This is a genomic window from Streptomyces sp. NPDC111628 (genome assembly GCF_055635195.1).
Genome location: NZ_JBVKBZ010000006.1, coordinates 444,073 through 462,481, shown reverse-complemented (window position 1 = coordinate 462,481; position 18,409 = coordinate 444,073). Strand labels below are relative to the sequence as shown.

The 18,409-nt window shown below is 72.7% G+C and carries 16 protein-coding genes; 8 read left to right on the top strand and 8 right to left on the bottom strand.

The features are described from left to right. Positions 1 to 29: 29 nt before the first annotated feature. A complete protein-coding gene (locus tag ACZ7MF_RS31485) occupies positions 30 to 422 on the top strand; it encodes a VOC family protein (protein ID WP_471481657.1) in 393 nt (130 codons plus the stop codon). A 72-nt stretch (positions 423 to 494) separates the two neighbouring features. Here the strand turns inward: ACZ7MF_RS31485 and ACZ7MF_RS31480 are convergent, their stop codons facing one another. Continuing rightward, on the bottom strand, positions 495 to 941 hold the full coding sequence (locus ACZ7MF_RS31480; protein WP_471481656.1) for an anthrone oxygenase family protein: 447 nt from the start codon (positions 939 to 941) through the stop codon (positions 495 to 497). Between the two features lie 92 nt (positions 942 to 1,033). Here ACZ7MF_RS31480 and ACZ7MF_RS31475 point away from each other — a divergent pair, with 92 nt between their 5' ends. Beyond that, a complete protein-coding gene (locus tag ACZ7MF_RS31475) occupies positions 1,034 to 1,612 on the top strand; it encodes a TetR/AcrR family transcriptional regulator (RefSeq protein ID WP_471481655.1) in 579 nt (192 codons plus the stop codon). Positions 1,613 to 1,655: 43 nt separating this feature from the next. Here ACZ7MF_RS31475 and ACZ7MF_RS31470 read toward each other — a convergent pair whose 3' ends face one another. Genes ACZ7MF_RS31470 through ACZ7MF_RS31450 form a run of 5 tightly spaced genes read right to left on the bottom strand, consistent with a single transcriptional unit; the run spans position 1,656 to position 7,005 of the window. Further along, complete coding sequence (locus tag ACZ7MF_RS31470) at positions 1,656 to 2,375, bottom strand: helix-turn-helix domain-containing protein (protein ID WP_471481654.1); 720 nt, start codon at positions 2,373 to 2,375, stop codon at positions 1,656 to 1,658. Between the two features lie 52 nt (positions 2,376 to 2,427). Further along, positions 2,428 to 3,366, bottom strand: a complete 939-nt coding sequence (locus tag ACZ7MF_RS31465) for an AraC family transcriptional regulator (RefSeq protein ID WP_471481653.1) — start codon at positions 3,364 to 3,366, stop codon at positions 2,428 to 2,430. A 33-nt stretch (positions 3,367 to 3,399) separates the two neighbouring features. Next, complete coding sequence (locus ACZ7MF_RS31460; protein WP_471481652.1) at positions 3,400 to 4,206, bottom strand: copper homeostasis protein CutC; 807 nt, start codon at positions 4,204 to 4,206, stop codon at positions 3,400 to 3,402. Further along, positions 4,203 to 5,744, bottom strand: a complete 1,542-nt coding sequence (locus ACZ7MF_RS31455; protein WP_471481651.1) for a M81 family metallopeptidase — start codon at positions 5,742 to 5,744, stop codon at positions 4,203 to 4,205. The genes ACZ7MF_RS31460 and ACZ7MF_RS31455 overlap by 4 nt, the downstream gene beginning before the upstream one ends. Before the next feature lie 37 nt (positions 5,745 to 5,781). Beyond that, the gene (locus ACZ7MF_RS31450; protein WP_471481650.1) at positions 5,782 to 7,005 is read right to left on the bottom strand and encodes an ROK family protein; all 1,224 of its coding nucleotides are present in this window, start codon (positions 7,003 to 7,005) and stop codon (positions 5,782 to 5,784) included. A gap of 209 nt (positions 7,006 to 7,214) precedes the next feature. Between ACZ7MF_RS31450 and ACZ7MF_RS31445 the strand changes: the two genes are divergently transcribed. The 5 genes from ACZ7MF_RS31445 to ACZ7MF_RS31425 all read left to right on the top strand — a co-directional run bounded on the left by ACZ7MF_RS31445 (position 7,215) and on the right by ACZ7MF_RS31425 (position 13,593). After that, positions 7,215 to 9,023 (top strand): peptide ABC transporter substrate-binding protein, encoded by a 1,809-nt coding sequence (locus ACZ7MF_RS31445; protein ID WP_471481649.1) that lies wholly within the window; start codon positions 7,215 to 7,217, stop codon positions 9,021 to 9,023. Positions 9,024 to 9,084: 61 nt separating this feature from the next. After that, positions 9,085 to 10,044, top strand: a complete 960-nt coding sequence (locus ACZ7MF_RS31440; protein ID WP_471481648.1) for an ABC transporter permease — start codon at positions 9,085 to 9,087, stop codon at positions 10,042 to 10,044. After that, complete coding sequence (locus tag ACZ7MF_RS31435) at positions 10,041 to 10,934, top strand: ABC transporter permease (RefSeq protein WP_471481647.1); 894 nt, start codon at positions 10,041 to 10,043, stop codon at positions 10,932 to 10,934. Before ACZ7MF_RS31440 ends, ACZ7MF_RS31435 begins: the two co-directional genes overlap by 4 nt. Next, positions 10,931 to 12,670 (top strand): dipeptide ABC transporter ATP-binding protein, encoded by a 1,740-nt coding sequence (locus ACZ7MF_RS31430; RefSeq protein WP_471481646.1) that lies wholly within the window; start codon positions 10,931 to 10,933, stop codon positions 12,668 to 12,670. Before ACZ7MF_RS31435 ends, ACZ7MF_RS31430 begins: the two co-directional genes overlap by 4 nt. Then, on the top strand, positions 12,667 to 13,593 hold the full coding sequence (locus ACZ7MF_RS31425) for an ROK family protein (protein ID WP_471481645.1): 927 nt from the start codon (positions 12,667 to 12,669) through the stop codon (positions 13,591 to 13,593). The genes ACZ7MF_RS31430 and ACZ7MF_RS31425 overlap by 4 nt, the downstream gene beginning before the upstream one ends. 69 nt (positions 13,594 to 13,662) lie before the next feature. Here ACZ7MF_RS31425 and ACZ7MF_RS31420 read toward each other — a convergent pair whose 3' ends face one another. Continuing rightward, a complete protein-coding gene (locus tag ACZ7MF_RS31420) occupies positions 13,663 to 15,141 on the bottom strand; it encodes a trypsin-like serine protease (RefSeq protein WP_471481860.1) in 1,479 nt (492 codons plus the stop codon). Positions 15,142 to 15,393: 252 nt separating this feature from the next. Next, a complete protein-coding gene (locus tag ACZ7MF_RS31415; protein WP_471481644.1) occupies positions 15,394 to 16,542 on the bottom strand; it encodes a YihY/virulence factor BrkB family protein in 1,149 nt (382 codons plus the stop codon). Between the two features lie 100 nt (positions 16,543 to 16,642). Here ACZ7MF_RS31415 and ACZ7MF_RS31410 point away from each other — a divergent pair, with 100 nt between their 5' ends. Then, positions 16,643 to 18,316: an acyl-CoA dehydrogenase family protein gene (locus ACZ7MF_RS31410; protein ID WP_471481643.1), complete on the top strand. Its 1,674-nt coding sequence runs from the start codon at positions 16,643 to 16,645 to the stop codon at positions 18,314 to 18,316. Positions 18,317 to 18,409 lie beyond the last annotated feature (93 nt).

Genomic DNA, 18,409 nt, shown 5'->3' with positions numbered 1-18,409 from the left:
GCGCCTCGGGCCCTGCCTACGGTGGCCCCATGACCGCACAGTTCAACGCCATCAGCCTCATCGTCTCCGACATGGCCGCCTCCGTGGCTTTCTACCGCCGGCTCGGTTTCGCCTTCCCCGAGGGCTCCGAGGGACAGCCGCACGCCGAGGCCGCGTTGCCGGGCGGGATCCGGCTGCTCCTGGACACCGAGGAGTCCATCCGTTCCTTCACTCCCGGGTGGGAGCCGCCTGCCGGGGGCGGGCGGCACTCGCTCGCCCTGCTGTGCGACACGCCCGCCGAAGTGGACGCCTTCTACGCGGAGCTGACGGGCGCGGGGTGCAAGGGCGAGCGCGAGCCCTGGGACGCCCCCTGGGGGCAGCGGTACGCGGTGCTCGCCGACCCCGACGGCCACGGCGTCGACCTGTTCGCACCGCTGGCCTGACTCCGGTGGCACCCTTTCCCGACACGAAGCAGACCGTCGGCCGGACAGGTCCGCTCCCGGTCGGGACCGGGCTCAGACGAGGGCGGTGACCAGGCAGGCGAAGGCGGCGACGATGACGGCGACGCGGACGTAGTGGTAGCGGTCCCAGCGGTTCATCTGCTCCTTCCAGTCCGCGGGCCGGTTCTCGGGGGTCCACGTCTTGCCCCGGTTGTTGATCGGGACGAGCAGCAGGAGCGACATGAGCACGCTCACGATCAGCAGCGCGGCGGCGACGACGACGAGTCCGGCACCGGAGCGGTCCCTTCCGGCGACGGCCCAGACCGCGCTGAGGACGAGCGAGCCGATGTACCAGAACGGCATGAGGGCGCCGAGCATCCGGCCCCCGTGGGCGCGGGCGAGCTGGTCACTGTCCTCGGGAAGGGCGTCGAAGATCCGGTTCATGACGAAGGCGACGGAGAACTCCACCCCCACCATCAGGCCGACGATCACGGTGGTGAACACCTCGAGTGCGTTGAGCATGATGACCCCTCCTGGGATCTAGCGTCGCTAGATGATGAGGCAACGCTAGCGCTACTGCCGCTCCCTTGTCTAGCGGTGCTAGGATCGCAGTCATGTCGGTACAGGAACGCAAGCGGCGCGAACGGGCGGAGCGCGAGCGCCTCATCGTGGCGACGGCCCGTGAACTCGCCGAGCAGCAGGGCTGGGACGCGGTCACCACCCGTCGGCTCGCCGAGCGCATCGAGTACAGCCAGCCCGTCCTCTACAGCCACTTCCGCGGCAAGCGGGAGATCATCGGCGCCGTCGCCCTCCAGGGCGCCGCCGAGCTGGCCGCGGCGGTGCGTGCCGCGACCTCCGCCGCGGTCGGCCCCCGCGAGCGGGTCGCCGCGCTCGCCGGCACCTACCTCGACTTCGCCGCACGCAATCCGGCGGTCTACGACGCCTTGTTCCAGCTCGACGGCGGCCTGGCGTACGCGCGGGAGGACACCCCGGAGCCGCTGAAGGACGCCTTCGCCGCGCTGCTGGAGAGCCTGGCCGAGGTCGCCGGGGACGGTGTCCACCCGGGGCTGTTCACCGAGGTGTTCTGGGCGTCCCTGCACGGCCTCGCGACCCTGACCCGGGCGGGGCGGCTGCTGCCGGAGGACGCCGCACAGAGGGTGGAGCTGCTGGTGGACCGGCTCGCCGTGGTCTGACACACCGTCTCTTCCCGGCGGCTCACGGAGACGGAGCCGGACGCTACGTATCCGGCCGGCCGGACGCTGCGTCCGATGCCCGGCCGCGCAGGAGCTCGCGCGGGGTCGCGCCCGCCAACTCCCTTACCTCTCTGGCCAGATGTGCCTGGTCCGCGTAGCCGGTGCGGGCGGCCGTCTCGGCGAGGGGTGTGCCGTTCCGGGCCAGGGCGAGGGCGCGTTGCAGCCGCAGGACGCGGGCCAGCGTCTTGGGGCCGTATCCGAAGGCCGCCAGGGAGCGGCGGTGCAGGCGCCGGGCTCCGATGCCGAGCGCGTCGGCGGTCGCGGCGACCGGGCGGCCCGCGTCGAGGGCGGCGACGATGCGGCCCAGCAGCGGGTCCGGCGGCCCGGTCTCGGCGGCGCGGGACAGCGCGGCCTCCTCCAGGCCGGTCGCCGGGTCGGCGGCGGCGTTCACTCGTGCGGCCAGCCGCCGTGCGCGGGATGCCGGCCAGAGGTCGGTCAGTTCGACGCGCCGGTCGCGCAGGGCGTCGGCGGGGACGCCGAGGAGGGCGGGTGCGGTGCCGGGGTAGAAGCGGACGCCCGCCCAGGCGCCCCCGCCGCCCTCGGTGACGTAGGCCCGGGTGTCGGGGCCCGCGATCAGGAGCCGGCCGTCGTACCAGAGCAGGTCCATGCAGCCGTCGGGAAGAACCCGCCCGGGACCGGACCCGGACGGCGTGTTGGTCCACACCACCGCACCGCTCAGCCGGGACGCCCGCTCCGCGTACACAGCTGCCAGGTTACGCCGGGGCAGCCCGGCGCCGACGTACCCGCCTGCCGGATCACGCCGGGGCCGGGGCCCGGTACTCCTGCGGGCTGACGCCGTACGCGCGCTTGAAGGCGGTGGACAGGGCGAAGGCGCTGCCGTAGCCGACCTGGCGGGCGATGGCGCCCAGGGTGTCCTCGCTGTCGCGCAGCCGGTCGGCGGCCAGGGCGAGGCGCCAGCCGGTGAGGTATCCCACGGGCGGTTCGCCGACCAGGTCGGTGAACCGCCGGGCGAGCGCGGCACGGGAGACCCCGGCCTCGGCGGCGAGGTCCGCGACGGTCCAGGGGTGCGCCGGGTCGTCCTGGAGCAGCCGCAGCGCCCGGCCGACGACCGGGTCGCCCATCGCCCGGTACCAGGCGGGTGCCTCGGCCGAGGGCCGGGCGAACCAGGCTCGCAGCGCGGCGATGACCAGCAGGTCCAGGAGTCGGTCCAGGACGACCTCCTGGCCCGGCTCGTCCCGCGTGACCTCCGTCATCAGCAGGGGCGTGAGGGGGTTGTCCCAGTCCTCGGAGGTGAGGGACAGCAGCGGGGGCAGCGCGTCGAGGAGACGGCCGCCGATCTCGCCGCGGACCAGATAGGTGCCGATGAGGAGGACCGCCTCGCCTTCGGCGCGGTCGCCCCAGGTGCGTACGCCGAGGTCCATCGAGCCGTTCAGGGGGCGCCCGTCGGGGTAGCTGCACGCGCCGCCCGGCAGGATCACCGCCTGCGGGGCGGTGCCGGGGTCGTCGGCGCAGACGTACGGGTCGGGGCCGCGCGCGACGGCCAGGTCCCCGGCCCGCAGCCGCAGCCGCTCCCCCGCGTCGGGCACGATCCAGGCGTCGCCGCGGACCATCAGCATCACGGTGAGCGGCGCCCGGTCCTCGACGCGCACGGCCCACGGCGGGTCGAAACAGGCCCGGATCATGAAGGCGCCACGGGCCCGGGGGCCCTCGAGCAGTCCGGCGAGTGCGTCCACGGTGCCAGTGTCCCGGTTCGGCCCGCGGGCCGTTCACCGAGGGGTGCCCCGGGCCGCCTCCCTTCGGCCCGCGGCGGCCACGTCGAGCGCTCTCCTGGCCGCCGCGACGACGTCGCCGTCGGTGAGGAAGTGGGTGTCGTCGTCGGCGGAGGTGCCGCCCGCGCCGAGGGGCACCCAGCCCGCCGCGCGCCGGGGCGTCGCCCGGGTCTTGGCCGACAGGTGCACCGAGGTGGCGCCCGCCGCCAGCAGACCGGCGATGTCACCGGGCCGCACTCCGCCCCCGGCAGCCACGTCGAGCGCGGGGTTCCCCGCGGCCATCGCGGCCAGCACGGCGCTCCCCTCGATCGCGGTGGGCGCGCCGCCGGAGGTCAGGACGCGGGTGATGCCGAGCCCCGGCAGCGCCGCGACGGCGGCCACCGGGTCGCTCGCCTGGTCCACCGCCCGGTGGAGCGTGACCTGTGCGGCGGGGTCGGTGTCCCGCGCGGCGCCGACGAGCGCGGCGAGGGCGTCCGTGTCGAGGGCGCCGTCCGGGGTCAGTGCTCCTACGACGACGCCGCGGGCCCCGGCGCGCAGCGCGGTGCGCACCTCGGCGGCCATCAGGGCGACCTCCTCGGCGTCGTACACGAAGTCGCCGGGGCGGCAGCGGACGAGGACGTGGACGGGCGGCCCGGACTCGGCGGCCGCCTCGACGGCCGCGGTCGAGGGGGTCAGGCCGCCGAGCTCCAGTCCGGTGCACAGTTCGACGCGGTCCGCCCCCCTCTCGCGGGCGGTGCGGGCGCCGGCCGGGGAGACGACGGCGATCTCCAGGGAGGCGCTCGCCGAGGAGAGTACGGCGCTCACTCGTCGTCCCCGGTCAGCGGCCGGTCGGCGGCGGGGACGAGGCGGGCGGACAGGTCCGGGTCGGCCATCGCGGGGTCGAAGGGGAACATGGGCCGGTGGATGCGGCGGTGACCGAGGCGTACGAGGTCCTGGTCGACGCCGCCCGGGGTGAGCGCCATCTTCCAGTCGGCGGCCATCGCGAACAGCTCGGGTTCCAGGTAGCCGATCTTCACGACGACGATGTCGGCGCCGCGCGGGTCGAGGTCCAGGTCGGTGAAGTCGTGCTCGTGGTGGTAGGGCTTGCGCAGCTCGGTGAGGATCACGTACGCGCTGCCGACGCGGATCACGACCTCGGTGCGGGCGTCCCGGTCGCCGAGCCGGACGGCGTGCACGACGCCGGTGAGGGTGACGGGACCGGCGTGCCGGTCGTCGACCTCGGCGCCCGCCGTCACCGTCACCGTGGCCCCGACGCCCGCCGCGGCGGCGTTCCGGACGGCCTCGGGGCCGGGCACCGAGGCGTACAGGACGGTCGGCCCGTCCTCCTTCTGGAACTCGGGGCGGGCCAGCAGCCGCGTCAGGCCCCAGGTCACGTCGCCCGCGCCGCCCGCGGTCGGGTTGTCGCCGGTGTCGCTGACGTAGTACGGGCGCCGCTCCCCGGCCAGGGCCTCGTCCAGGATGTCGTCGAAGGTGCCGGTGGGGGCGACGAAGTCGAAGTCGTGGCGGGCTTCCCAGAAGCCGCCGGCCAGCCGTTCGGCGCCCGCGGACACGGCCTGCTCGTCGTGGCCGGTGACGACGACCGCGGCCCGGTTGCGGGGCTCGTCGGCCCAGGCGTAGCCGACCCAGATCGCCGCGTCGATCACGCCGTCCTGGGCCTCGACCTCGGGGACGGCCCCGTACACGCTCTTCGCGGGCTCGATCCGGGTGGAGGTCTGCTCACCGGCCAGCAGGACGGGCACCGGCACCCATGCCTTCAGCGGGCGGGGGGCGCCCGAGGCGAGGTGGGTCAGGAGGTTCCGTACGGCGCGCTCCTTGGTCTCCATGTGGTCCTCGTGCGGGGCCATCCGGTAGCAGGTGATCAGGTCGCTGCGGTGGACGAGGGCGCGGGAGACGTTGCCGTGCAGGTCCATGGAGGTGGAGACGACGACGTCGTCGCCGACGACGGAGCGCACCTTCTCCAGGAGCAGGGCCTCGGCGTCGTCGACGCCCTCGACCGTCATGGCGCCGTGGATGTCGAACCAGAGGCCGTCCAGCGGGGGCAGGGCGGCGAGCCGGGTGAGGAGTTCCCCGGTGAGTTCCTCCCAGGCCGCGGCGGTGACGGTGCCGCCGGGCAGCGACTTGCCGACCAGGGCGCCCTGCCAGTCGGCCGCCTCGCGCAGTTCCTCGCCGACGGCGAGGAAGGGGTAGCGGTCCAGTACCTCCTGGCCGCGGGAGGGGTGGAAGGCGGGCGCCTGGGTGCGGGCGGGCGAGAAGGTGGACGACTCGATGCCGAGGCCGGCGATGGCGATGACGGGGCGGCGGGAGGGGGCGGGGGTCGAGGTGGGGGTGCTGGGGTGCGACATGGCTCCTCGTTCGTGCGGGTGGTGCGGGGGCGTTGCTTCAGGGAGTGGTGGGGGTCTGGAACCGGTCCGGGTCCAGCTGCGCTCCGCCGACCTCGCGCAGGGCCTGCGCGAGCGCCCGCTGGAGGGCGGACTGTCCGGCGCCCAGGAGGCCGGCGTCGGGGCCGAGGACGGCGCGCTCGATCGCGAGGTGTTCGGTGACCAGCGGGTGGCAGCTCTCGTAGAGCTGGCTACGGACGGCGGCGACGAACGGTTCGACGGTGGAGAGGATGCCGCCCAGGTAGACGGCGTCCGGGTTGAAGAAGTTGACGTTCGCGGCGAGCACCTGGCCGAGGTAGTCCCCGGCCCTGCGCACCGCCCGGTTGGCCTCCGGGTGCGCGTCGGTGGCCAGCCGCACCACGTCCTCGGCGCTGGTGACGTCCACGCCCTCGTCCCGCAGCACCCGCACGAGGGCGGCGCCCGAGGCGACCGTCTCCAGGCAGTCGGTGTTGCCGCAGGAACAGGGCACGTGGTCGCCGCGGGCGATGCGGATGTGGGTGATCTCCCCGGCCGCTCCCGTGCCGCCGCGGTAGAGCCGGCCGTCGACGAGGGCGGCGGCGCCGATCGCGGTGCCCGTCTTCACCATGATCACCTGCTGGTGGCGTCCCTTGCGGGCGATGTGCTCCCCGACGGCCATGCAGTTGGCGTCGTTGTCGGCGACGGCGGGCACCGCGAAGCGCTCCCGGAGCCAGGACTCGACGGGGAAGCGGTTCCACCCCGGCATCCGGGAGGGCTGTACGACGCTGCCGGTCGCGGTGTCGACGGGACCGGGCAGGGAGAGACCGACACCGCGCAGTCGTCCCCGGCCGTGGCGTTCGACCAGCTCTTCCAGGGTGGCGGCGAGCCGGGAGAGGGCCGCCTGCGGGCCGTCGGCGATCACCAGCGGCACGGTGGAGACGTCGCGCAGCTCGCCGCCGGGCAGGACCACGCCGACACGGGCGTGGCTGCCGCCCAGGTCGGCGGCGACGGCGAACTCGTCCTGGCCGCCGAGTCTGAGCACCTTGCGCGGACGTCCGCCGGTGGAGGACTGGGTCCCCTCTTCGGCGACGAGGCCGTGCTCGACGAGCTGGGCCACGGCCACCGAGACGCTGGAGGCCGCGGCGCCGAGCAGCTCGGCGAGCTGGGCCCGGGAGGTCGCCCGGCCGGAGGCGATGAGTTCGAGGGCTCGCGCCGCCAGTGCCGAGGTGCCTGCCGCCCTCCGGCCGGGCGTACTTATTTCATTCATGTACGTGCTTACTTCCCCATCGTCGGTCCGATGCAGACAGTACGCCTGAAAAGCGGTCCCGTGAATGGCGATCAGTGCAGCAATTCTCGGCTACGACAGGGCCAGGACTTTTTTCAGAAACGGAGATACTTAGTTGTTACTCAACTTTGTTTGTGCATGCACCGAGTCAGGCGTTAGCTACCTCCAGGCCACTCACCTGGAGGAGATACATGTCCCCTGCTCGCACAGCGCCACGCCGGCGCCGGGCGCTCGTCGTCGGCGCATGCGCGGCCGTGGGCGTGCTGCTCAGCGGCTGCACGGGCGGCGTGTCCGCCCCCTCCGGCTCGAAGAACGAGATCAACTACGCCCTCCCGGCGAACTTCACCCCGAACTGGATCGTGCCGATCGGGACGCCGGGTCACCTGAACACGAACAACGCCTCCATATCCCAGGTGCTGTGGGAGCCGTTGATCGCCTACGACGGCTCCACCGGCGAGATCGGCTGGAACAAGGACAACTCGCTGGCGACGGACGCGAAGTTCGCCGCGGACGACAAGAGCGTCACCATCACCCTCGGCGACCGTCACTGGAGCGACGGTGAGCCGGTCACCTCACGGGACGTCGAGTTCTGGTTCAACCTGGTCAGGGAGAACAAGAAGTCGTGGGCCAGCTACAGCCCGGGCAAGGCCCCGGACGTCTGGTCGTCCTTCAGGACCATCGACGACCGGCACTTCACGCTCGACTTCGACCGCGCCTACAACCAGCAGTGGATGCTCGCCAACGAGTTGAGCATGATCCGCGTGATGCCGCAGCACGCGTGGGACAAGACCAGCGACTCCGGGACCGTCTCCGACCTCGACCGCACCCCGGCCGGCGCCAAGAAGGTGTGGACGTACCTGATCGACGCCGGCAAGAAGATCTCCCGCTACGCGAGCGACCCGCTGTGGAAGACGGTCAGCGGCCCGTACCGGATCAAGTCCTTCTCCACCTCCGGCCGGGTCGAGCTCGTCGAGAACGAGAAGTACGACGGCGGGGGCGCGGCCCACGTCAAGCAGATCAACCTGCTGTCCTTCACCACCGTGGCCGCCGAGGAGAACGCGCTGCGGGCGGGCACGGTCGACTACGGCTACATCAGGGCCTCCGACCTCGGGATCAAGAAGTCCTTCACGGACCTCGGCTACCACGTCGAGCGGTGGTCCGGCTGGGCCGTCACCTACATGCCGTACAACTTCAACAACCCCGAGATGGGCGCGGTCTTCCGGCAGCTGTACGCGCGGCAGGCCATCCAGATGTCCGTCGACCAGAAGACGCTGTCCAAGGTGCTCTACAACGGCACCGCCGTACCCACCTACGGTCCCGTCCCGCAGGGGCAGCCGTCCGCCTTCCTCTCGGACGAGCAGAAGGCGGAGCCGTACCCGTTCTCCAACTCCGCGGCGCGCAAGCTGCTGACGGACCACGGCTGGACCATGAAGGACGGCACGATGGTGTGCACCTCACCGGGCACCGGCGAGGGGCAGTGCGGCGAGGGCGTCGAGAAGGGCACCGAGTTCAGGATGCGGGTGCTCTCCCAGTCCGGCTCCACGGAGACGGACAACATGATGAGCGCCCTGCAGTCCTCCTTCGAGGAGACCGGCATCGACTTCGACATCAAGACCGCACCGGTCAACTCGGTCCTCTCGCAGACCGGACAGTGCAAGGAGGACGACCCCGCCTGCAAGTGGCAGCTCTCCTTCTTCGGCAGCGCGGGCAGCTGGTACTTCCCCGCCTACCCCAGCGGTGACGCGCTCTTCGCGAGCGGCGGCGGCTCCAACTTCGGCAGCTACTCCAACCCCGAGGTGGACCGGCTGATCGACCGGACCACCACCTCCTCGTCCGCCGAGGCCATGCCCGACTACAGCAAGGCGCTCGCCGCGGACCTGCCCGTGATCTGGCTCCCCGAGCCCGACTACCAGGTCTCCGTGATCAGGGACGGTCTCGGCGGATTCGCCCAGGACTCCCTCGCCAACTTCCATCCCGCCATGTGGGCGTGGACCGAGTGAGCCCGCGTACGCGTCCCCTCACCGGCAGCCGTCCCGTCCCCACCCAGTCACCCGGAAACCCATGAGCACTTACTCCTTCCTGATCAGGCGTGTCCTGCAGGCCCTGGCGGTGGTCCTCCTCGTGACCGTCGTGGTGTTCTGCCTGCTGCACGCCCTGCCCGGGGGTCCCGCCCGCGGCATCCTCGGCCCCCAGGCCACCGCCTCCCAGATCGCCGCCTTCAACCACGAGCAGGGGCTCGACAAGCCGCTGCCGGTTCAGTACGTGTACTACCTGAACCAGCTGATCCACGGCGATTTCGGCATGTCCTACACCCTCAACGAGCCCGTCTCCCAGCTGATCACCGAGAGGCTGCCGAAGACCCTGCTGCTGACCGTGCTCTCGGCGGTCGTCGGCCTGCTGGTCGCGGTGCCGCTCGGGGTGTGGCAGGCCGTCCGCCGCAACAAGCCGGTCGACTACGTCATCACCACGCTCAGCTTCATCGCCTACTCCACCCCCGTGTACTTCCTCGGGCTGATCCTGGTCCTCGTCTTCAGCCAGGTCCTGCCCTGGTTCCCGGCCCAGGCACCCCAGGGCAACAGCGTCGCCGACGTCCTCTCGCAGCCCCAGGGGCTGGTGCTGCCGGTGGTGGCCGGCGCGGCCACGATGGTCGCCGTCTTCAGCCGCTACATGCGCTCGGCCACGCTGGAGAACCTCACCGAGGACTACGTGCGCACGGCGCGGGCGGGCGGCACCCGTCCCCGGGCCATCCTGACGCGGCACGTCTTCCGCAACTCGCTGACCCCCGTAGTGGCCATGCTCGGCTACTACATACCGGTCCTCTTCGGCGGCGCGCTGGTGGTGGAGCAGCTCTTCAACTACCCCGGCATGGGCCTGCTGTTCTGGACCGCCGCCCAGTCCTCCGACTATCCCGTGCTGCTGGGCTGCGTCCTGGTCATCTCGGTCGCCACCGTGACCGGCACCCTGCTGGCCGACGTCCTGCAGCGCGTCATCGACCCCCGAGTGAAGGCAGGTCGGTCATGAGCTCCCTCACCTCCCTGGACGGGCTCGCCGCGAAGCCCGAGCGCGCCGCCTCCGGCACCCGGCTCGCGGTCCGCCGCTTCCTGCGCAACCGCCTCGCCGTGGTCGGGCTCGGGGTCGTGGTCTTCTTCGTGCTGTTCTGCTTCGTGGGTCCGCTGCTCTACTCCACCGACCAGACGCACACGCTGCTCCAGCAGGTCAACCAGTCGCCCAGCGGCGCCCACTGGCTCGGCACCGACGCGGTCGGCCACGACGAGCTGGGCCGGCTGATGTACGGCGGCAAGGTGTCCCTGATCGTCGGTCTGTCGGCCGGTGTCCTGGCCACGGTCATCGGCACCCTGTGGGGCGCCGCGGCCGGTTACGCGGGCGGCTGGATCGACGCGGTCATGATGCGTGTGGTGGACGCGGGCATCGCCATCCCCGCCCTGTTCATCCTGCTGGTGGTCTCCGCGATCACCACCCCCGACCTGACCGGCCTGGTCCTCATCCTCGGCCTCATCTCCTGGCTGGTGCCCTCGCGCCTGGTGCGGGCGGAGACGCTGACACTGAAGAACCGGGACTTCGTCCTCACCCTGCGCGCGATCGGCGGCACCCACGCGCGCGCCATCGTCCGGCACATCCTGCCGAACTCGGTGTCGACCGTGATCGTGGCGGCCACCTTCCAGATCGCCGACGCGATCCTGCTGGTGGCGTACGTCTCCTACCTCGGTCTGGGCGTCCAGCCCCCGGCCACGGACTGGGGCGGCATGCTCTCGTCCGGCATGACCGCGGCCTACTCGGGCTACTGGTGGCTGATCGTGCCACCCGGCCTCGCCATCATCCTGGTGGTGTGGGCGTTCAACGCGATCGGAGACGGACTCCGGGACGCATTCGACGTGAGGGGGCGGGCATGAGCGCCGTTCGACGACCGGCCGCTCCCGCCGCCGGCGGGCACATCCTCGACCTCGACGACCTGGGCGTCGTCTTCACCACGGAGACCGGCACGGTGCAGGCCGTGCGCGGCGTGTCCCTGCACGTCGCACCGGGCGAGACGCTCGCCCTGGTCGGCGAGTCGGGCTCGGGCAAGTCCACCGTCGCGCTGGCCGCCATGGGCCTGCTCGCCGGCAACGCCCGGGCCACCGGAACGGCCGTCGTCGACGGCACCGACATCGTCGGCGCCGACGAGGAACAGCTGTCCGGGCTGCGCGGATCGACCGTCTCCATGGTGTTCCAGGAACCGGCCACCGCGCTCGACCCGCTCACCCGGGTCGGCAAGCAGATCGCCGAGGTGATCCGCAACCACCGGCGGATCTCCGCGGCGGACGCCGCGGCGCGCGCCGTCGAACTGCTGCGCCGCGTCGGCATCCCCGAGCCCGAGCAGCGGGCCCGCTCCTACCCGTTCCAGCTCTCCGGCGGCCAGCGCCAGCGCGTCGTCATCGCGATGGCCATCGCCAACGAACCGGCGCTGCTGATCGCCGACGAGCCCACCACCGCGCTCGACGTGACCGTGCAGGCCGAGATCCTCGACCTGCTGCGGCGGCTCGCCGCGGAGACCGGCACGGGTGTCCTGCTGGTCACCCACAACATGGGCGTCGTCGCGGACTTCGCCGACCGGGTCGCGGTGATGTACCAGGGCGCCATCGTGGAAACGGGGCCCGTCGAGGACGTACTGCTGCGTCCGACGCACGACTACACCAAGCGGCTGCTGTCCGCCGTACCGCGCCTGTCCGTCGCCGAGTCCGGTGGGTCCGGCGAGTCGGGTGAGAGCGGTGAGCGGCGGGCGGACGGGCCCGGTGCCACGCCCGGCGGAGAGCCCGCGGTGGAACTGAAAGACGTCTCCGTGGTCTTCGGCCGCGGGAAGCAGGCGGTGCACGCCCTCAAGGGTGTCTCCTTCGCCGTCCACCCCGGGGAGACCCTCGGCCTGGTGGGAGAGTCGGGCTCCGGCAAGTCCACCGCCTCCCGGGTGGCGCTCGGTCTGATCACGCCCACGGCCGGGTCCGTCTCCCTCTTCGGGGCCGACCTGGCCGCCACCCGCGCGCGGGCCCGGCGTGCGCTGCGGGCCGGCATCGGCGTCGTGCTCCAGGACCCGGTCGCCTCGCTCGACGCCCGCATGACGGTCGGCGAGTGTGTCGCGGAGCCGCTGCGGATCCACCGCAGGAAGCTGTCCGGCAGGGAGCGGGAGTCCCTGGTCGCCGACGTGCTGGACCGGGTCCGGCTGCCGCGGGAGGTGGCCCGGCGGGCGCCGCGCGAGCTGTCCGGCGGCCAGCGCCAGCGCGTGAGCCTCGCGCGCGCCCTGGTCCTCGAACCCCGCCTGCTGGTGGCGGACGAACCCACCAGCGCCCTGGACGTGAGCGTGCAGCAGGCGGTCCTCGAAGTAATCGGCGAACTGCAGGAGGAGCTGGGCTTCGCCTGCCTCTTCGTCTCCCACGACCTGGCCGTCGTGCAGCAGTTCGCGCGCCGGGTGGTCGTGATGCGGGCGGGGCGGGCCGAGGAGCAGGGCCTGACGTCGGCGACCCTGCTGCACCCTGAGACCGACTACACCCGCCGTCTGCTGGCGGCGGTGCCCGTGCCCGACCCCGTCGTGCAGCGCGGCCGCCGGGCCGAGCGGCTGGCGACCCTCGCCGCCGGGCGGACGGAGGAGCAGGGGTGAGCGGTCCCGGCGCCCCGGTCTTCGCCGGGGTCGACATCGGCGGCACCACCACCCAGGTGGTGCTCTGCGACGAGGAACTGAAGGTGCTCGACCGCGCGGACACGGCCACTCCGGCCCGTTCCGGCGGCCGGGCGATGATCGCCGCGACACTGGACGCGCTCGCCGTCGTGCGGGCCCGCACGCCCGGCCGGCTGGCCGCCGTGGGGGTGGGCGCGGCCGGGGTGGTCGACGCGGCCTCCGGTCACATCCTGGTGGCGAGCGACTCGTTCACCGACTGGGCCGGTTTCCCGGTGACCGCCGCCCTGCGCACCGCACTGGGCGTCCCCGCCTTCCTCGACAACGACGTCAACGCCTTCCTGCGCGGCGAGATCGCGTGCGGTGCGGCGGCGGACGAGGAGGACGTCCTCGGCATGACCCTGGGCACCGGCGTCGGCGGGGCGTTGTGGACGGGGGGCGAGCTGCGCACCGGAGCGCACGGTGCGGCCGGCGAGATCGGCCACATCCCGGGCTTCGGCGACCTGCCGTGCACCTGCGGCGGCCGCGGCCACCTGGAGACGCTGGCCTCGGCCCGTTCGCTGCGGGCCCGCTACGGCGAGCGCACCGGGCGGGAGCTGACGGCCCGCGAGGTGGCCGAGGCGGCCCGGGACGGGGACGCCGACGCCCACGGCGTGTTCGCGGCGGCGGGCGCCGGTGTCGCTCGCGCGATCGTGATGACCGCCGGCCTCGTCGACATCGGCACCGTCGTGATCGGGGGAGGCGTCAGCGGCGCCTGGACGCTGCTGGAACCGCTGATCCGGGAGCCGCTCGCCGCCGAGCCGCCGATCAGCGGCCACCCCGTCAAGCTGCTGCGGGCCGCCCTGGGAACCGACGCCGTGCCGCTGGGCGCGGCGGCCCGGGCCCGCCACGAGCTGACCGCCCGCTGAGCCCCCGGCCGGTGTGCACCGGCCCGGTGTGCCCGGCCCGCCGGAGCTCCGGCGGGCCGGGCGGGACGCCTACGGTGCGGGGCGCATGGCCACGCCCTTGTTCAGCGTGCCGGTGCCGGTCCCCGTGTACAGGAGCAGCGTGCCCTGACCGCCGACGGCGGCGATGTCGCCCTTGCCGTCACCGTTGAAGTCACCGCCGACGATGCGCTTCATGGGGGTCCAGGTGTTGTCCGGCCACAGCTTGCGGGCGAGGTCGAGGCCCCCCGTGGAATTGCCCGCGTACCAGTTCAGGCTGCCGTCGTCGCGCACCGCGACCAGGTCGTCGCGGCCGTCGGCGTTGATGTCGGCGGTGCCGGTGAGGCGGGTCTTGCTCCAGGTGGCGTCCGGCCACATCTTGACCTTCTCGCCGGTCAGCACGCCGTCGGCGCCGGTGTAGTAGCCGTAGAGATTGCCGTTGCCCCACTGGGCGATCAGACCGTCACGGCCGTCGAACGTGAACCGGGAGACCTGCTCGATCGTCTTCCAGGACGTGTCGTGCCACATGGGCCTGCTCTTGTTGAGCATGCCGGTGGGGGTGCCCGTGTACAGGTTGAGGGTGCCGTCGCTGCGCACCGCGGCGATGTCGCCGTTGCCGTCGTCGTCGAAGTCGCCGCCGATGATCTGCACCATCGGGCCCCAGGTCTTGTCGTTCCACAGTTCGCGCCCGTACTCCAGCGTCCCGTCGGGCTTGGTGTAGAAGGCGTGCAGGGATCCGTCGTCCAGGACCGCGGCGATGTCGGTGCGGCCGTCGCCGTTGAAGTCCGCGGAGGCCACCAGGTCACTCAGACCGCCGGTGCCGAGATCGCGGTTGACGGTCTGCCGCACGAAGTCGACGTCGCTCGCCGCTGCGACGGCGTCCGTACTGGTCGACTCCGATCCGAAGCAGCCGCCCTGCATCGAGCGGCTGTTGACGCCCACCAGCTCCAGGGCACCGTCCTTGTTCTGGAGCAGCGGGCCGCCGGCGTCACCGGCGCACACGGCGTCGCCGTCCTGACCGGTGACATCGACCGCGTCGGCGGTGACCGAGGTGACCGTGAAGGCGCCCTGGTGACGCTGGGTGGGCACCCATGCGTCCTTCGTCCGTCCGAAGCCCACGGCTGTGAGGGGTGCGCCGGGGGCCGGTGCGCCGGCCGCGAGGGGCACCGGGGCGATGTCGGGGACGGCCTTGTCCAGCCGGGCGAGCACCATGTCCCGGTTCGGGTGCGGGACGAGTTCGACGACCTCGCGCACATAGCCGTTGGCGACGCCGGAGTCGGCCCGGCCCACGGTGGCCCGGGTGAGCCGCTCGGGCTTTCCGGCCGGGACAGCGACCGACTGGCTGGGGTCCTCCGCGAAGCAGCTCGCCGCGGTGAGCACCCACTGCGCGTCCACCAGGGCACCCGAGCACGCGCGGTAGTCGGTGCCTATGGTCAGACGGACGGCGAAGTCCAGCTTCGCTTCGGTGGCCGGGGCACCGACGGTGGCATGGGCCGGGCCGGATGCCAGGGCGGCGGCGGCCGTCAAGGCCATGCCGCCGGCCAGGGCGCCGCGAGCCCTCCGCGTGCGGATTCCTCTGTTGAGCAACGCACTTCCCTTCTTCGGAATCATCGTGGGCACAAAGAGACCTTCCGAATTGGCAATGGAAACGCCTGACGCGTGACGCATCGTACACAAGTCGTCCCGAACAGTTGCACGATAAAGTCACCGGCCGTCCAGGACTTCTTCACGGAAGACTTGCGCGGTATGCCAATAAGGCGGCGCGTATTTCCTTTTGCCCTGTCCTCAGGAGGCGTCGTCGCCGTGATGGTGAGGGTGGGTGTGGTTCGCGGGAGGCGCGCTTTTCGGGTGGGTGCGCAGACGGGCCGTGACGTCCTCGGGGGGCAGGAAGCGGGACCAGCGCTCGGGGAACTCGGAGGGCATGTCCGGGTCGCCCTCTCCGTTCGCGGTGGTACGGGCCACGTACTCGGCGACCTGGGCCTGGCGCAGTCGCTCGTTGGCCTCGCGGGCGGCGGCGGTCGCGGCGGCCGGCCACACCCGGTCGATGGCCGCGTTGACCGCGGCGCCGACGAGCACCGCGAACGCGGACACCCCGATCCACAGCAGCACGGCGACGGGCGCGGCGAGGGAGCCGTAGATGGTGGGGCCCTCGACGGTGCTGGTGAGGTAGATGCGCAGCAGGAAGCTGCCCAGCACCCACATGGCGAGGGCGACCAGCGCGCCGGGGACGTCCTCGATCCAGGGCGAGCGCACGGGCACCGACACGTGGTACAGCGTGGTCAGGAAGGCCACCGAGAGGATGATGACGACCGGCCAGTACAGCACCTGTACGACCGTCGTCGACCAGGGCACGACCCGCACCACGGCGTCCGGTCCCGCCACCATCAGCGGCAGCGCGATCGACCCGATCAGCAGGGCCACGATGAAGAGGAGGAAGGCCATCAGGCGGGTCCTGACGATGCCCCGGACGCCGTCGAGGCCGTACATCACGGTGATGGTGTCGATGAAGACGTTCACCGCGCGGGAGCCGGACCACAGGGCGAAGAGGAAGCCGATGGAGATGACGTCGGGCCGGCCGCCCTTCATCACGTCGTCCAGGATCGGCTCGGTGATCTGCCGGACGCCCTTCTCGGAGAGCACCGCGCGGGAGGCGTCCAGGATGTTGTCGCGCAGGCTCTCGGTGGTGTCGGCGCCGATCCAGGAGTCGACGTAGCCGAGCAGTCCGAGGAGGCTCAGCAGAAGGGGCGGCACCGAGAGCAGGGTGAAGAAGGCGGCCTCGGCGGCAAGGCCGAGGATGCGGTACTCCATGCACGAGTTGACCGTGTCCTTCAGCAGCAGCCAGGCGGTCCTGCGTTTGGAGACGTTCCGGTACAGGACCCGGGCACGGTGGAGCCGGCCCGAGGGCCGTTCGGGAGAGTCACTTGCTGGCTGCACGCCCTAAAGGTATCCGGCGCGGAGGGCCGCACTCGTCCGCGGACGCCCGGTGATCGCGTACGCCCCCGTCGCGGTGCCCCGGCACGGTAGGTTCACGTCCATGGCAGGCAGTACCCACACCGTGACGAATCAGGCGCCGCCGCTGACCGGCTACGACGTCTTCACCTCCGACCGGGCCCTGGCGGAGGCGGTCGGGCGGCAGCTGACGGCGGGAGCGCGCGAGGAGGCGCTCGCCGAGCTGTCGGGGCTCGGCCGGGGCTGCGGATCGTTCCAGACCCAGGAGTGGGGCGCGCAGGCCAACGCCCACCCGCCGGTGCTGCGCACCCACGACCGCTACGGGCACCGCGTCGACGAGGTCGACTTCCACCCCGCCTGGCACCGGCTGCTCGGCAAGGGCGTCTCGGCGGGCCTGACCGACGCCTGGTCGCGGCCGGGCGGGCACGTGCGGCGCGCGGCCGCGTTCCTGATGTGGACCCAGGTGGAGGCGGGCAACTGCTGTCCGCTGTCGATGACCCACGCGGCGGTGCCCGCCCTGCGCGCCGACCCGGAGCTGGCCGCCGAGTGGGAGCCCCGGCTCACCTCCCGGGTCTACGACCGGGAGCTGCGGCCCGCTCACCTGAAGGCCGGGGTGCTGTTCGGGATGGGCATGACGGAGAAGCAGGGCGGCAGCGACGTACGGGCGAACAGCACGGCGGCGCGTCCGCTGGCCGAGGACGGGACGTACGAGCTGACCGGGCACAAGTGGTTCTGCTCGGCGCCGATGTCGGACGGCTTCCTGGTCCTGGCGCGGGCCCCTGGGGGTACCGCCCGTGCCGAAGGCAACGGGGGAGGGCTGACCTGCTTCCTGGTGCCGCGCGTGCTGGCGGACGGCACCCGCAACGTGTTTCTGATCCAGCGCCTCAAGGACAAGCTGGGCAACCGGTCCAACGCCTCCGCCGAGGTCGAGTTCGCCGGGACCTGGGCGCGCCGGGTCGGCGCGGAGGGGCGCGGGGTGCCCACGATCATCGACATGGTGGCGGCGACCCGGCTGGACTGCGTGCTGGGCTCGGCGGGCCTGATGCGGCAGGCGGTGGCGCAGGCGGTGCACCACTGCGGGTACCGCGAGGCGTTCGGCGCGAAGCTGGCCGACCAGCCGCTGATGCGCAACGTCCTCGCGGACCTCGCGATCGAGTCGGAGGCGGCCACCACGCTCGGGCTGCGGCTCGCGGCGGCCTGCGACGCCGCCGCGGGCGGCGACGAGCGGGAGCGGGCGCTGCTGCGTCTCGCGGTGCCGGCGGCCAAGTACTGGGTGACCAAGCGGTGCGCGCCGGTGGCGGTGGAGGCGGCCGAGTGCCTCGGCGGCAACGGGTACGTCGAGGAGTCCGGGCTGCCCCGGCTGGTGCGCGAGTCGCCGCTGAACTCGGTCTGGGAGGGCGCCGGGAACGTGCAGGCGCTGGACGTGCTGCGGGCGCTGGGCCGGGAACCGGCGGCACTGGACGCGTATCTGACCGAGGTGGGCGCGGCGCGCGGGGCCGATCACCGGCTGGACGCGGCGATCCGGGACCTGCTGACGGAGCTTGCCGACCTGGCGGCCGCCGAGGGCCGGGCGCGGCTGCTGGCCGAGCGGCTGGCGCTGGTGCTCCAGGGCGCGCTGCTGGTGCGGTACGCGCCGCCGGAGGTCGCCGACGCGTTCTGCGCCTCGCGGCTGGGCGGCGACGGGGGCGCGGCGTTCGGCACGCTGCCGCCGACCCTGGACCTGGCGGCGGTGGTGGAGCGGGCGCGGCCCGTGGTCTGATTCCGGCCGCGTGGCGCGGGGGTGGTGCTGCGCCGACACGGCACCACCCCCGCCACACGGGCCCGTTCAGGCCGCGTACGCCGCTCGGGACGG

What these genes read in the sequence shown, in the direction of transcription:
- ACZ7MF_RS31485 (WP_471481657.1), top strand. Translation starts at nt 30, where the DNA reads ATGACCGCACAGTTCAACGCCATCAGCCTCATCGTCTCCGACATGGCC.
- ACZ7MF_RS31480 (WP_471481656.1), bottom strand. Translation starts at nt 941, where the DNA reads ATGCTCAACGCACTCGAGGTGTTCACCACCGTGATCGTCGGCCTGATG.
- ACZ7MF_RS31475 (WP_471481655.1), top strand. Translation starts at nt 1,034, where the DNA reads ATGTCGGTACAGGAACGCAAGCGGCGCGAACGGGCGGAGCGCGAGCGC.
- ACZ7MF_RS31455 (WP_471481651.1), bottom strand. Translation starts at nt 5,744, where the DNA reads ATGTCGCACCCCAGCACCCCCACCTCGACCCCCGCCCCCTCCCGCCGC.
- ACZ7MF_RS31450 (WP_471481650.1), bottom strand. Translation starts at nt 7,005, where the DNA reads ATGAATGAAATAAGTACGCCCGGCCGGAGGGCGGCAGGCACCTCGGCA.
- ACZ7MF_RS31445 (WP_471481649.1), top strand. Translation starts at nt 7,215, where the DNA reads ATGTCCCCTGCTCGCACAGCGCCACGCCGGCGCCGGGCGCTCGTCGTC.
- ACZ7MF_RS31440 (WP_471481648.1), top strand. Translation starts at nt 9,085, where the DNA reads ATGAGCACTTACTCCTTCCTGATCAGGCGTGTCCTGCAGGCCCTGGCG.
- ACZ7MF_RS31435 (WP_471481647.1), top strand. Translation starts at nt 10,041, where the DNA reads ATGAGCTCCCTCACCTCCCTGGACGGGCTCGCCGCGAAGCCCGAGCGC.
- ACZ7MF_RS31430 (WP_471481646.1), top strand. Translation starts at nt 10,931, where the DNA reads ATGAGCGCCGTTCGACGACCGGCCGCTCCCGCCGCCGGCGGGCACATC.
- ACZ7MF_RS31420 (WP_471481860.1), bottom strand. Translation starts at nt 15,141, where the DNA reads ATGGCCTTGACGGCCGCCGCCGCCCTGGCATCCGGCCCGGCCCATGCC.
- ACZ7MF_RS31410 (WP_471481643.1), top strand. Translation starts at nt 16,643, where the DNA reads ATGGCAGGCAGTACCCACACCGTGACGAATCAGGCGCCGCCGCTGACC.